Source organism: Achromobacter sp. MUI-25009338, from assembly GCF_057359325.1.
On sequence record NZ_CM170627.1, the window covers coordinates 4,934,055 to 4,947,629 of the forward strand.

The 13,575-nt window shown below is 68.9% G+C and carries 11 protein-coding genes; 6 read left to right on the plus strand and 5 right to left on the minus strand.

Annotated elements, in window-relative coordinates; all coding sequences use genetic code 11:
* Nucleotides 1-65 precede the first annotated feature (65 nt).
* On the minus strand, nt 66-1,832 hold the full coding sequence (gene ggt, locus AC1IQ6_RS23320) for a gamma-glutamyltransferase (RefSeq protein ID WP_181391068.1): 1,767 nt from the start codon (nt 1,830-1,832) through the stop codon (nt 66-68).
* A 110-nt stretch (nt 1,833-1,942) separates the two neighbouring features.
* Between ggt and AC1IQ6_RS23325 the strand changes: the two genes are divergently transcribed.
* Nucleotides 1,943-2,848 carry a LysR family transcriptional regulator gene (locus AC1IQ6_RS23325; protein WP_209166813.1) on the plus strand — a complete coding sequence of 302 codons (906 nt, stop codon included), beginning with the start codon at nt 1,943-1,945 and terminating at the stop codon, nt 2,846-2,848.
* Nucleotides 2,849-2,937: 89 nt separating this feature from the next.
* On the opposite strand, the gene AC1IQ6_RS23330 is transcribed toward AC1IQ6_RS23325, so the two are convergent.
* Complete coding sequence (locus tag AC1IQ6_RS23330; RefSeq protein ID WP_102775506.1) at nt 2,938-3,921, minus strand: tripartite tricarboxylate transporter substrate binding protein BugE; 984 nt, start codon at nt 3,919-3,921, stop codon at nt 2,938-2,940.
* Nucleotides 3,922-4,163: 242 nt separating this feature from the next.
* Here AC1IQ6_RS23330 and AC1IQ6_RS23335 point away from each other — a divergent pair, with 242 nt between their 5' ends.
* The gene (locus AC1IQ6_RS23335) at nt 4,164-5,057 is read left to right on the plus strand and encodes an AEC family transporter (protein ID WP_209166812.1); all 894 of its coding nucleotides are present in this window, start codon (nt 4,164-4,166) and stop codon (nt 5,055-5,057) included.
* A 117-nt stretch (nt 5,058-5,174) separates the two neighbouring features.
* Here the strand turns inward: AC1IQ6_RS23335 and fumC are convergent, their stop codons facing one another.
* The gene (gene fumC, locus AC1IQ6_RS23340; RefSeq protein ID WP_111826408.1) at nt 5,175-6,560 is read right to left on the minus strand and encodes a class II fumarate hydratase; all 1,386 of its coding nucleotides are present in this window, start codon (nt 6,558-6,560) and stop codon (nt 5,175-5,177) included.
* A 162-nt stretch (nt 6,561-6,722) separates the two neighbouring features.
* Here fumC and tsaE point away from each other — a divergent pair, with 162 nt between their 5' ends.
* Nucleotides 6,723-7,262 carry a tRNA (adenosine(37)-N6)-threonylcarbamoyltransferase complex ATPase subunit type 1 TsaE gene (tsaE, locus tag AC1IQ6_RS23345; RefSeq protein ID WP_102775504.1) on the plus strand — a complete coding sequence of 180 codons (540 nt, stop codon included), beginning with the start codon at nt 6,723-6,725 and terminating at the stop codon, nt 7,260-7,262.
* A complete protein-coding gene (locus AC1IQ6_RS23350) occupies nt 7,190-8,575 on the plus strand; it encodes an N-acetylmuramoyl-L-alanine amidase (RefSeq protein WP_146196949.1) in 1,386 nt (461 codons plus the stop codon). The genes tsaE and AC1IQ6_RS23350 overlap by 73 nt, the downstream gene beginning before the upstream one ends.
* On the opposite strand, the gene AC1IQ6_RS23355 is transcribed toward AC1IQ6_RS23350, so the two are convergent.
* Nucleotides 8,572-9,210, minus strand: coding sequence for a VTT domain-containing protein (locus tag AC1IQ6_RS23355; RefSeq protein WP_102775648.1), 639 nt, complete (start codon nt 9,208-9,210; stop codon nt 8,572-8,574). The genes AC1IQ6_RS23350 and AC1IQ6_RS23355 overlap by 4 nt on opposite strands.
* Before the next feature lie 97 nt (nt 9,211-9,307).
* Here AC1IQ6_RS23355 and mutL point away from each other — a divergent pair, with 97 nt between their 5' ends.
* Nucleotides 9,308-11,227, plus strand: a complete 1,920-nt coding sequence (mutL, locus tag AC1IQ6_RS23360) for a DNA mismatch repair endonuclease MutL (protein ID WP_485866598.1) — start codon at nt 9,308-9,310, stop codon at nt 11,225-11,227.
* Nucleotides 11,228-11,229: 2 nt separating this feature from the next.
* On the plus strand, nt 11,230-12,192 hold the full coding sequence (miaA, locus tag AC1IQ6_RS23365; RefSeq protein WP_485865374.1) for a tRNA (adenosine(37)-N6)-dimethylallyltransferase MiaA: 963 nt from the start codon (nt 11,230-11,232) through the stop codon (nt 12,190-12,192).
* Between the two features lie 74 nt (nt 12,193-12,266).
* Here the strand turns inward: miaA and purM are convergent, their stop codons facing one another.
* Nucleotides 12,267-13,316 carry a phosphoribosylformylglycinamidine cyclo-ligase gene (purM, locus tag AC1IQ6_RS23370; protein ID WP_102775501.1) on the minus strand — a complete coding sequence of 350 codons (1,050 nt, stop codon included), beginning with the start codon at nt 13,314-13,316 and terminating at the stop codon, nt 12,267-12,269.
* Nucleotides 13,317-13,575: the final 259 nt, after the last annotated feature.

Consider the following 13,575-nt stretch of genomic DNA (forward strand, 5'->3'; position numbering starts at 1 on the left):
GCCCGATGGGTTACGCGCGCTCGGAATTCGAATTTTTATTCATATAGTCTCGCGCTACACCCATCCTACCCTCCCGACGCCACGCCTTCGCGCCGCGGGTCCGCCCCGCCCTGCAGCCCCTCGGGCCCGATCACGATGCCGTGGATGCCGCTGGGAAACTCGGTGATGCGCACGGGATGCCCCATGCGTTCGAGCTCGGGCGCCAGCGCCTCCAGCGGCGTGCCTTTTTCGAGTTCGGTGTCCTTGTTGCGGCTGCCCATGTTGGGCAGGTCGATGGCGGCCTGGATGTCCAGGCCCCAGTCCAGCACGCCCACCACCGTCTTGGCGACGTAATTGATGATGGCGCTGCCGCCGGGCGAGCCCACCAGCAGGTACGGCTTGCCGTCGCGCAGCACGATCATGGGCGCCATCGAGCTGCGCGGGCGCTTGCCGGGTTCGATGCGGTTGGCCACGAGCCGGCCTTCGGGGTCCTGGTAGGACGAGGAAAAGTCCGTCATCTCGTTGTTCAGCAGAAAGCCGCGCACGAAGATCTTGCTGCCGAATTCGCTTTCGATGGTGGTCGTCATGCTGAGCGCGTTGCCCTTGGCGTCGACCGCCACCAGATGGCTGGTGGACGGCAGCTCCAGCGCGTCGTCCTTGCCCAGCGACAGCAGCTTGCCTTCGGGGTCGCCGGGCAAGGCGACCTTCATGCTGCGGTCCGGCCGTATCAGCGCGCCGCGCGCGCGCAGGTAGGCGGGGTCCAGCAAGGCGTTCACGGGCACCTGCACGAAGGACGGGTCGGCCACGTAGAAATCGCGGTCGGCGAACGCCAGCCGGCCGGCCTCGGAGAAGTAATGCACCGCCTCCACGCTGCCCGGCGCGTAGCGGCCGATGGGGTATTGCTCGAGTTCGCCCAGCATCTGCAGCACGGCCAGCGGGCCGCTGCTGGGCGGCCCCATGCCGCACAGCCGATAGCCGCGATAGGCGCCGCAGACGGGATCGCGCTTGACGGCGCGGTAGGCGGCCAGGTCGGCCTCGGTGAGGTCGCCGGGCACGGCATGGCCCTGCACCGCGGCGACGATGTCGCGCGCGATCTCGCCCTGGTAGAACGCGTCCGCGCCCTGCTGCGCCACCGCGCGCAGCGTGCGCGCGAATTCGGGATTCTTCAGCATGTGCCCGACCGGCCAGGGCGAGCCGTCGGGCGCGTAGAAATAGGCCGCGGCGGCCTGCTGCCTGGGCAGTTCCTTGTTGCCCGCCAGCAGCTTGTGCAGGCGCGGCGATACGGCGAAGCCCTGCTCGGCCAGCCGGATCGCCGGCTGGAACAGCTCGGCCCAGGGCAGCACGCCGTGCTCCCGGTGCGCCAGTTCCAGGCCGCGCAGCAGGCCCGGCACGGCCACCGCCATGCCGTTGTTGACCGACTGCGCGAACGGCAGCGGCTTGCCCGCGGCGTCGAGGAAGCGGTCGCGGCGGGCGGCCGCGGGCGCGGTCTCGCGGCTGTCGTAGGTCTGGATGGCGCCGCCGCCGGCCGTATACAGCACCATGAAGGCGCCGCCGCCGATGCCGGACGATTGCGGCTCGACCAGGTTCAGCACCAGCTGGGCCGCGATGGCCGCGTCCACCGCGCTGCCGCCGCGGCGCAGCATCTCGTCGCCGGCGCGCGTGGCCAGCGGATTGGCCGAGGCCATCATGAAATGCTTTGCGCGGGCCAGCTGGCGCGCCTGCGTGCCGCTGGCGGCTTCGGGATTGAGGTCTTCGGCCGCCTGGGGCGTGCGCGCCCAGGCGGAGGACATGGCGGCCGGAAGGGCCAGGACGGCGGCCAGCAGGATCGCTGCGGCGGGACCGGGTGCGCGCATGGGAAGCTCCTTGGTTCGCCGGCATGGCGGCAGGCGTCCATCATAGCAACGCGCCGCGCCGCCGTATCCGGCATAGAATCCGGTTTTTCATCGACTTTCCCGCCCGTGCCATGCGCCTGCGCCACATCGAGATTTTCGAAGCGATCCGCCGCACCGGTTCGCTGACCGAGGCCGCCGCCGCGCTGCACATTTCGCAGCCCGCGGCCAGCAAGCTGCTGGCGCACGCCGAGGCCCAGCTGGGCTTCAAGCTGTTCGAACGCGTCAAGGGCCGGCTGGTGGCCACGCGCGAGGCCGAGATCCTCACCCCCGAGGTCGCGCGCCTGAACCAGGACCTCAACAGCGTGCGCCGGCTGGCCGCCAGCCTGCGCGACCGCCCCCACGGCCATCTGCGCCTGGGCTGCGCGCCCGCGCTGGGCCTGGGGCTGCTGCCCGGCGTGGTGCGCGACAGCCGCGACGCGCAGCCCGGCATCACCTTCGACATCCACACCCATCACAGCGCCGAGCTGGTGCAGGGCCTGCTCACGCGCGAACTGGACCTGGCCATCACCTTCGACACCAACGACTATCCCGGCCTGACCCGCATGGGCCTGGGCCACACCGAGCTGGTGCACCTGAGCCGCAAGCCCGGCCGCGGGCCGCTGCGGCTGGCCGAGCTGTCCGACATGGCGGGCAATACGCTGATCGTGCTGGACGCGTGCGACGCCTCCGGCGCGCTGCTGCAGATGGCGCTGGACGCGCAGGGCCTGGACCCGCAGGTCGCCATCCAGGTGCAGACCCATTACGTGGGCTGCGCGCTGGTGGACGCCGGCTGCGGCGACGCCATCGTGGACGCGATCACCGCGCAGGCCATGCTGCGCCCCGGCATGCACCTGCGCCGGCTGGACCCGCCGCTGCGCGTGCCCATCAGCATCATGGTGCGCAACCAGGACCCCTTGTCGGCGCTGCACCGCGACCTGATAGACCGGCTCAAGGCCGGCTGCGCCGCGCGCCTGGCCGCGCTCGACGATATCGCCTGACGCGGGCGGGCCGCGCGCAAAATGCAACGGGCGCCCGAAGGCGCCCGTGATTCATGCAGCCGGGGCGGACAGCGCCGCCCCGCGCGCCATCAGTCCAGCTTGATGTTCTGCTTCTTCACGACGTCCTTCGCCCAGTCGTACTGCTCTTTGATTTCCTTGGCGAATTCCTCGGGCGTGTTGCCCGACGGGGCCGAGCCCTGGTCGTCCAGCGCCTTGATGACCTTGGGGTCCTTCAGGGCCACCACGGCGGCGTCGCGCAGCTTGTTCACGACGTCCATCGGCGTGCCCTTGGGCGCCAGCAGGCCGTACCAGACCGGCTGGTTCAGCACCGGGAAGCCGGCGTCCTTGAAGGTCGGCACGTCCTTGATGGCGGCGATGCGGTCCGGCCACGCGATGGCCATGGCGCGCAGCTTGCCGGCCTGGATCTGCGGCATCGACGACGGCAGGTTGTCGAAGATGATTTCGATCTGGCCGCCGACGGCGTCAGCCACGGCCGGGCCCGAGCCCTTGTACGGCACGTGCACGATGTCCGTGCCGGTGGCCATCTTGAACGATTCGCCCATCAGGTGCAGCACGCCGCAGGTGCCCGAGCTGCCGTAGGAGTACTTGCCCGGGTTCTTCTTCAGCTCTTCCAGGAAGCCCTTGAAATCCTTGGCGGGGAACTTCGGGTTCACGGCCACCACGTTGGCGGTGTTGGCGAAGTTGGTGACCGGCTGGAAATCCTTGATCGGATCGTAGGGCAGGTCATTGGGGCGGCAGGCGGGGTTGACGGCCATCGTCGACACGGTGGCGATCGACAGCGTGTAGCCGTCGGCATCGGCGCGCGCGGCTTCCGAAGCGCCGATGGCGCCGCCGGCGCCGCCCTTGTTTTCCACGACCATGGGCTGGCCCAGTTCCTGGCTCATGCGCTGCGTCACCAGGCGCGCGATGATGTCGGTGGAACCGCCAGGCGCGAACGGAACGATGACGCGGATCGGCTTGCTCGGGTATGCGTCGGCGGCGTGGGCGGCTGAAACGCCGAGGGCGCCGGCGGCCAGAGCGATGGCCGCAGCCAGGGAGCGGACGTTGTTCATAGAAGTGTTTCCTCCAATAATGCGAGCCCGTATGTGAACGGGACCCTGCGTGATGTGCCCGCCTGTAGACGGGTCAGCCATTGACTTAGACGGCGCGCGGCTAGGGTGCTGGTCGAATCGCACTGCTTTTGTTGGTTGCTTGTGGCACACGCGGCCGCCAGAATGTCGGAGAATAGCAGCAAATGCTTACAGTCGCATAGCGCGCCGCGGCGCGCTTGACGCCCATCAAATCGTACTCGCCCATGTCGGTAGCCCTCCTGGTTTTCCCTGATTTCATGCTGGTTGCGCTAGGTTGGGCGCTGCGTCACAAACTCGGTTTTTCGCGCGAATTCTTTGCCGGAACGGAACGGCTGGTCTACTTCGTGCTGTTCCCCGCGCTGCTGTTCCAATCCATCATCCGCACGCCCATCACGGCCGGCAACGCCGCCATGCTGCTGCAGGCCACGGCCGCCGTCATCGGCTCGGGCGTGGCGCTGTCGTGGCTGGCCGGGCCGGTGCTGCGGCCCTCGTCGCTGGCGCTGGCCTCGTCGGCGCAATGCGGCTATCGCTTCAATACCTATATCGGCCTGGCGCTGTCGGCCAGCCTGGGCGGCACGCAGGGCCAGACCGTCATGGCGCTGATCGTGGGCTTCGCGGTGCCCATGGCCAACCTCGCCGCGGTCTACGGACTGGCGCGCCACAGCGGCGGCAGCCTGCTGCGCGAACTGGCGCGCAATCCGCTGCTGGTCTCCACCCTGCTGGGACTGGCCTGTAATCTGGCCGGGCTGCAACTGCCCGGCCCGGTGGACACGGTGCTGGCCAGGCTGGGCGCGGCCGCCATCGCGCTGGGCATCATCTGCGTGGGCGCCAGCCTGTCCTGGGAAGGCGGCAAGGGCTATGGCGCGCTGATCGGCTGGATGCTGTCGGTCAAGCTGCTGGCGCTGCCCGCGATTGCGTGGCTGGTAGCGCGCCTGCTGGGCCTGCCGCCGCTCGAAGCCCGCATGCTGCTGCTGTTCGCGGCGCTGCCCACGGCCTCCGCGGCCTACGTGCTGGCCATGCGCATGGGCGGCGACGGCCGCATGGTCGCGGTGCTGATTTCGCTGGGAACGCTGTTCTCGGCGCTGTCGATCCCGTTGTGGCTGATGCTCACAGGCTAGAAAAAAGCACGCCCCTGAACAGCCGCCCTCCCCCGACCCGGGTCGCGCGGATCCGGCTCCGCCGGTCCGCAGCGACGCCCCCCCGGGGGGGAAGCGCGCAGCGCTTCGGGGGGGGACCTATTTATTAGTCATAGCCGCCGGAACGACCCATTCCGCGAACTGCGCCTCGGTCAGATAACCCAGCGCCAGCGCCGACTCCTTCAAGGACAGGCCTTCCTTGTGGGCCTTCTTGGCGATCTGCGCGGCCTTGTCGTAGCCGATGTGCGGGTTGAGCGCCGTCACCAGCATCAGCGAACGGTCCACCAGTTCGGCGATGCGCTCGCGGTTGGGCTCGATGCCGGCCGCGCAATGCTGGTCGAAGCTGGCCATGCCGTCGGTCAGCAGGCGCACCGACTGCAGGAAGTTGTGGATCACCAGCGGCTTGTACACGTTGAGTTCGAAATTGCCGCTGGCCCCGCCGATGTTGATCGCCACGTCGTTGCCCATCACCTGCGCGGCCAGCATGGTGACGGCCTCGCACTGCGTGGGATTGACCTTGCCCGGCATGATGGAGCTGCCCGGCTCGTTCTCGGGAATGCTGATCTCGCCCAGGCCGGAACGCGGGCCGCTGGCCAGCCAGCGCACGTCGTTGGCGATCTTCATCAGGCCGGCCGCCAGCGCCTTGAGCGCGCCGTGCGCGAACAGCAGCGCTTCGTGCGAGGCCAGCGCCTGGAATTTGTTGGGGGCCGACACGAAGGCCGTGCCGGTGGCGTGCGCCAGTTCGGCGGCCACCTTGGCGCTGAACTGCGGATGCGCGTTCAGGCCGGTGCCGACCGCGGTGCCGCCGATGGCGAGCTGGTGCAGCCCCGGCAACGTGGCGCGGATCTGCTGCTCGGCCAGGTCGAGCTGGGCGACGTAGCCCGACAGTTCCTGGCCCAGGGTCAGCGGCGTGGCGTCCTGCAGGTGGGTGCGGCCGATCTTGACGATGTCGTAGAAGGCCGCGCTCTTGGCGGCCAGCGTGGCGCGCAAGGCCTTCAGCGCGGGCAGCAGGTGGTGCTCGACCTGCACGGCGGCCGCCACGTGCATGGCGGTGGGGAAGGTGTCGTTGGACGACTGCCCGCGGTTGACGTGGTCGTTGGGGTGGACCTTGCGCTCTTCGCCGCGCACGCCGCCCAGCAGCTCGGAGGCGCGGTTGGCCAGCACCTCGTTCATGTTCATGTTGCTCTGCGTGCCCGAGCCGGTCTGCCAGACCGACAGCGGGAATTCGTTGGGCCATTTGCCCGCGATCACCTCGTCGGCCGCGCGGACGATGCCGTCGGCGATCTTGGGATCGAGTTCGCCCAGGTCCGCGTTGACCTTGGCGGCCGCGCGCTTCAGGCGCGCCATGGCCTCGACCAGCGGGGCCGGCATTTTTTCGGTGGAAATCGCGAAGAAATGCAGCGAGCGCTGCGTCTGGGCGCCCCAGAGATGGTCTTCGGGCACCTCGATGGGGCCGAACGTGTCTTTTTCGATGCGGGTCTTCATGGCGCTTGCAACTCCGTGGCTACGTCGATCGCGGCCGGCTGCGGCGCGCCGGCCACGGGAAATTGAGAATGACAATCAATACTAGGTTAGCAGAAACCCGCATTCCTATAATTGCGCGTACCTTCGAGCTTTCTTCACTGTTTTTACCACTCGCCCCGCGCCATGTCCGCCCCTCTCTGCAGCCTGACCTTGCACCTGCCCTCCGAGGCCGCCACCGAGTCGCTGGCGCGCCAGCTCGCCCCCATGGTGTCCGGCCGCCAGGGCGGACCGGCGGGCGCCCATATCCACCTGCGCGGAGACCTCGGAGCCGGAAAAACGGCGTTCACACGGGCATTGTTGCGCGAATGCGGCATCACCGGCCGAATCAAAAGTCCGAGCTACGCCCTACTTGAATCCTATAAAGTTTCTAACTTATACTTCTATCACCTTGATTTTTATAGATTTAGTGATTCGCGCGAATGGTTGGACGCAGGATTCCGGGATTTGCTGCGTGACGACGCGGTCGTTTTGATCGAATGGCCTGAACGGGCGGAGGGTCTTTTACCCCCGCCCGACCTGCTGATTTCCCTGGCCTACGCCGGCGAGGGACGCGACGCCACCCTGACCGCGTACACCGCCCGAGGACAAACATGGTTGAACGCGATTGTCCCCCCGCCCCCAGCGGCGCCCTCCCCTCGGCAGGCGCCACCCGGCGCCGCCTGATCAGCGTCGCAGCCACCCTGCTCGTCCTGCCGGTCCTGCCGCGCCTGGCCCAGGCCGCGACCATCCTCGCCGTGCGGACCTGGCCGGCCGACGAATACACCCGGGTCACGCTCGAACTCGACAGCGAGCTCAAGGCCGAACAATTCACACTGGAAAACCCCCACCGCCTGGTGGTGGACATCGAAGGGCTGACCATCAGCGCCGCGCTGAACGACCTGATCTCCAAGGTGCGGCCGGACGATCCCTACATCCAGAGCCTGCGCGTGGCGCAGAACCGCCCCAACGTGGTGCGCCTGGTGTTCGACCTGAAGCAGCCCGTGGCGCCGCAGGTGTTCACCCTCAAGCCCGTGGCCGACTACCAGTACCGGCTGGTGCTGGACCTGTACCCGAAGATCGCCCAGGACCCGCTGATCGCCATCCTGAACAAGCAGAGCGGCCCCGACGTGGACGACCCGCTGGCGCGCATCCTCGAAGACATCCAGCGCAACCCGGTGACCCGCGCCGATCCGCCCGAACCGCCGCGCGTGCCGGGCCAGCAGCCCGCCGCGCCCCTGCCCTCCACGCCCAAGCCGCCGCCGGCCACCGCCAGCCGCGGCAAGCAGCGCATGCTGACCATCGCGCTGGACCCGGGCCACGGCGGCGAGGACCCCGGCGCCATCGGCCGCAGCGGCCTGCGCGAGAAAGACGTGGTGCTGCGCATCGCCCGGCGCCTGAAGGCGCTGATCGACAGCCAGCCCTACATGCGCGCCTACCTGACGCGCGACGACGATTATTTCGTGCCGCTGCACGTGCGCGTGCAGAAGGCGCGGCGGGTGCGCGCCGACCTGTTCATTTCGATCCACGCCGACGCCTGGGTCAAGCCCTCGGCCAACGGCTCCTCGGTGTTCGCGCTGTCGCAGCGCGGCGCCACCAGCGCCCAGGCGCGCTGGATGGCCGACAAGGAAAACGCGGCCGACCTGATCGGCGGCGTCAACCTGGGCGGCCACGACCGCCAGGTCGCCAAGGTGCTGCTGGACCTGTCCACCACCGCGCAGATCAACGATTCGCTCAAGGTCGGCAGCGCCTTCCTGGACGAAATCAAGAAGATCAACCGGCTGCACAAGAACAGCGTCGAACAGGCCGGCTTCGCGGTGCTGAAGGCGCCGGACATCCCCTCGGTGCTGGTCGAGACCGCCTTCATCAGCAACCCGCAGGAAGAAGCGCTGCTGCGCAGCGCCTCGCACCAGGACAAGCTGGCGCAGGCCATGATGACCGGCATCCAGCGGTATTTCACCGCCAACCCGCCGCTGGCGCGGCTGGGGGATGTGAGCTAGCTGCCCCGCCGGGCCTTGATCAGCTTGAACAGCCCGGCGCCCACCACCGGCACGATGGCCGCGGCCAGTCCGATCAGCACGATGGTGTTCAGGTGCTCGCGCACCAGCGGGATGTTGCCGAAGAAATAGCCCGCGGCCACCAGGCTCACCACCCACAGCAGCGCGCCCAGGATATTGAACATCTGGAAGCGCGCCAGCGACATGTCGGCCACGCCGGCCACGAAGGGCGCGAAGGTGCGCACGACCGGGATGAAGCGCGACATCACGATGGTCTTGCCGCCGTGCTTTTCATAGAACGCGTGCGTGCGCATCAGCGCGCCGCGGTCCAGGAAACGCAGGTTCATCGAGAACACTCGCGGCCCGATATAGCGGCCGATCGTGTAGTTGACGGTATTGCCGATGATGGCCGCGGCGATCAGCAGGGCCGCCATCAGGAAGGGATCGATGTGGCCGGTGGCGCCGAACGCCCCGGCGATGAAGAGCAGCGAATCCCCGGGCAGGAAGGGCAGGACCACCAGCCCCGTCTCCGCGAAGACGATCAGGAACAGCACCAGGTACACCCACACGCCGTATTGCTCGACCCAGACGCCCAGCGTTTGGTCGATGTGGAGCACCATATTGAAAAATTCGAGCATCAAGCCAACCTTGAGGTGGGAACGTGTCAGCGACTATAGCCCAGGCATCCATGACGCTAAAATCGTCCGCATAGCCATGCCAGAAATATCCAGCCACATGACCGACCGCCGTTCCATTCTTGCGCTTCCCGACCTGCTGATCAGCCAGATCGCTGCCGGCGAGGTCATCGAGCGGCCCGCTTCCGTGCTCAAGGAAATCCTCGAGAACGCGATCGACGCTGGCGGGCGCGCGATCGAAGTGCGGCTCGAAGGCGGCGGCATCCGCCGTATCGCCGTCACGGACGACGGCGGCGGCATCCCGCCCGAGGAACTGCCGCTGGCGCTGGCGCGCCACGCCACCAGCAAGATCCGCTCGCTCGACGAGCTGGAGTCGGTGGCTTCCATGGGGTTTCGCGGCGAGGCCCTGGCCTCGATCGCGTCGGTGGCGCAGGTAAGCATCATTTCCCGCACCCGCGACGGCGAGCACGCCTGGCAGATCGACGCCGGCAGCATGCAGGTCAGCCCCGCCTCGGGCCCGCCCGGCACCACGGTGGACGTGCGCCAGCTGTTCGACGCCGTGCCGGCCCGCCGCAAGTTCCTGCGTTCCGAGGCCACGGAGTTCGGCCATTGCGTCGACGCGATGGAGCGCATCGCGCTGGCGCACCCGCAGATCGCGTTCCGCCTGTTCCACCACGACCGCGCGCAGCGCCAATGGCTGCCGGCCGAGCCGCCGCAGCGCATCCGCGACGTGCTGGGCGCCGAGTTCGCCGAGCACGGCCTGCTGCTGTCGCACTCGGTGGGCAATGTCAGCCTGGCCGGCATGATCACCCGCCCCACCGCCGCGCGCGCCCGGGCCGACCGCCAGTACCTGTACGTCAACGGCCGCTACGTGCGCGACCGCACCGTCAGCCACGCGCTGCGCGCGGCCTACGCGGACGTGCTGCACGGCGACCGCCAGCCGGCCTACGTGCTGTTCCTGGACATCGATCCGGCCGCGGTCGACGTCAACGTCCACCCCGCCAAGCACGAGGTGCGCTTCCGCGACAGCGGCGCGGTGCATCGCTTCGTGTCCCATGCCGTCGGCCAGACGCTGGCGCAGACCGGCGGCTCGTCGGCGGTGACGCCAAACGAACCGGACGACGCCGGCTTCGAGACGCAGGCCGTTGCGCCACCGGCTTCGACCCCGGCCCCCGCGCCCCGTCCCACCGAGCCCGCCAGGCCGTCCCACGACGGCGGCGCCGCGGCATCCTACGGCCTGCGGCCCTCGCCCGCGCCGCAACGCCCGCACACCCAGGTCCCGTTCCGGCTGCACGCCGAGCCCGCCGGCATACCGGCGGCTGACTGGAAATCGCTCTACCGCCCGCTGGACGACGGCATGGCTCCCAAGGCCCAGACCCTGCGCGAGCCCGCTCCGGCAGCGGCGGCGCCGGCCGCGCCCCTGCCCGCCGACGAAGAGCATCCGCTGGGCATGGCGCTGGGGCAGCTGCACGGCATCTACATCCTGGCGCAGAACCGCCGCGGCATGGTGCTGGTGGACATGCACGCCGCCCACGAACGGGTGGTCTACGAACAGCTCAAGCAGGCCCTGGACGCGCGCAGCCTGCCGCGCCAGGACCTGCTGGTGCCGGTGGTGTTCCACGCCCAGGAAAAGGACGTGGCGCTGGTCGAGGAGTTCGAAGCGCAGCTCGATGAACTCGGCTTCGAACTGCGTCCGTCGGGCCCCACCTCGATCGCGGTGCGCAGCGTGCCGGCGCTGCTGGCGCGCGGCGACATCGAAACCCTGGCGCGCGCCGTGCTGCGCGACCTGGGCGCGGTGGGCGTGTCGCGCCTGCTGACCGAACAGCGCAACGAACTGCTGGCCACCATGGCCTGCCACGGCTCGGTGCGCGCCAACCGCAAGCTCACGCTCGAAGAAATGAACGCGCTGCTGCGCCAGATGGAAGCGACCGAACGCGCAGACCAGTGCAACCACGGCCGCCCGACCTGGGTGCAGTGGTCGGTGTCCGACCTGGACAAACTCTTCCTGCGCGGGCAATAGCCTTGTCTTCCACTTCCCTATCCCATCCGGCGCCGCCGGTGATCTGCCTGGCCGGCCCCACCGCGGCCGGCAAGAGCGCGTCTACGCTGGCGCTGGCGCGGCGCTGGCCGCTGGAAATCGTCAACGTGGACTCGGCCACCATCTATCGCGGCATGGACATCGGCACGGCCAAGCCCTCGCCGGCCGAACAGGCCTTGGTGCCGCAGCACCTGCTGGACATCCGCGATCCGGCCCAGTCGTACTCGGCGGCCGAGTTCGTGGCCGACGCGCTGCGCCTGATCGACGAGGTCCGCGCGCGCGGCCGCATTCCGCTTCTGGCCGGCGGCACCATGATGTACTACAAGGCCCTGCGCGACGGCCTGGACGACCTGCCCCAGGCCGATCCGGCGCTGCGCGCCGAACTCGAGGCGCGCGCGGCGCAGCAAGGCTGGCCGGCGCTGCATGCCGAACTGGCGCGGCTCGACCCGGCCACCGCGGCGCGGCTGGCGCCCAACGACAGCCAACGCATCCAGCGCGCGCTCGAGGTCTGCATGCTTTCGGGCCAGCCCATGTCCGCCCTGCTGCTGCGCGGCCAGCGCCAGCCCGATGAGGGCGCCCACCGCTATCTCACCATCAGCCTGGAACCCTCGGACCGCGCCGCGCTGCATGCGCGCATCGCGCAGCGCTTCGACGCCATGCTGGAACAGGGCCTGCTCGACGAGGTGCGCGGCCTGCACGCCAGGGCCGACCTGCATCCGGGCCTGCCTTCCGTGCGCTGCGTGGGATACCGCCAGATGTGGGCGCACCTGGACGGCGAGATCGACCTGGACGCCGCGCGCGAACAGGGCATCGCCGCCACGCGCCAGCTGGCCAAGCGCCAGATCACGTGGCTGCGCGCCCAACCCGGGCGTGTCATCGTGGACTGTCTGGCGGCCGACGCCGTGGCGCGGACCATAGACGCGGTGGCGGCCGTCCTGCCGCACTGACGATCGGCCGGGACGAAAAAAAACCGCAAGCCCCTCATCGGGCCTTGCGGTTTTCTTTCCGCGAAAGACGGCGGTCAGACGACGAAGGTCTGCGCCATGCCTTCCTGCTGCTCGACGATTTCGCCCAGCGTGCTGACGGTTTCGCCCTGCTCGCGCAGCGTGGCGGCGATGGCTTCGGCCTGGGCCGGGTCCACCACCAGCACCATGCCGATGCCGCAGTTGAATACGCGGTACATCTCGGTGTCTTCGACGCCGCCCTGCTGCTGCAGCCACTGGAACAGCTTGGGCATTTCCCAGTTGGCGCGGTGCAGCCTGGCCGACAGGCCGGGCTGCAGGATGCGCGGCACGTTGTCCAGCAGGCCACCGCCGGTGATGTGGGCCAGGCCCTTGATGGCGGCGCCGTGCTTGGCCAGCGCGGCCAGCACCTGCTTGACGTAGATGCGGGTCGGGGCCATGACCACGTCGGCCAGCGGCTGGCCGTGGAAATCGTCGTCGGGCTTGGCGTTGGCGCGTTCCAGGATCTTGCGCAGCAGCGAGTAGCCGTTGGAGTGCGCGCCGCTGGACGCCAGGCCCAGGACCACGTCGCCGGCCTTGATGGTCTTGCCGGTGATGATGGCCGATTTTTCGACCGCGCCCACGGCAAAGCCGGCCAGGTCGTACTCGCCGTCGGGGTACATGCCCGGCATTTCGGCGGTCTCGCCGCCGATCAGCGCGCAGCCCGACAGTTCGCAGCCCTTGGCGATACCGCCCACCACCGCCGCCGCCGTGTCCACCGAGAGCTTGCCGCAGCCGAAGTAATCCAGGAAGAACAGCGGCTCGGCGCCCTGCACCAGGATGTCGTTGACGCTCATGGCGACCAGGTCGATGCCCACGGTGTCGTGGCGGTTCCAGTCGAAAGCCAGGCGCAGCTTGGTGCCCACGCCGTCGGTGCCCGAGACCAGCACCGGCTCCTTGAAGGTCTTGGGCACTTCGAACAAGCCGCCGAAGCCGCCGATACCGGCCAGCACTCCGGCACGCATGGTGCGGGCCGCAAGCGGTTTGATACGGTCGACCAGGGCGTCGCCTGCGTCGATATCGACACCAGCGTCGCGGTAGGTCAGAGGGGCGGTAGGTTGATTCGTCATGTGAAATGCCGTGGGGTATGTAACAATTGCTGGGATTTGGGTGGAACGCCCTGCATTTTACGATGTTGCGGGCCCGGGCAGGGATAAGCCGCCCGGGGCGCCGGGAACGCGCGCCGGCAGGCCCTTTCCGGCCGGCGCGACACCGCTGCCCCAGGTGGTTTAAAGTGTAGGGTTCGCCGGACCCGTTTTTTGGCTTTTCGGCCCCGGTGACGCGCTACCCGGCCAGTCGCTCGCGGAAATCCCGCCATGTGGACCGCCC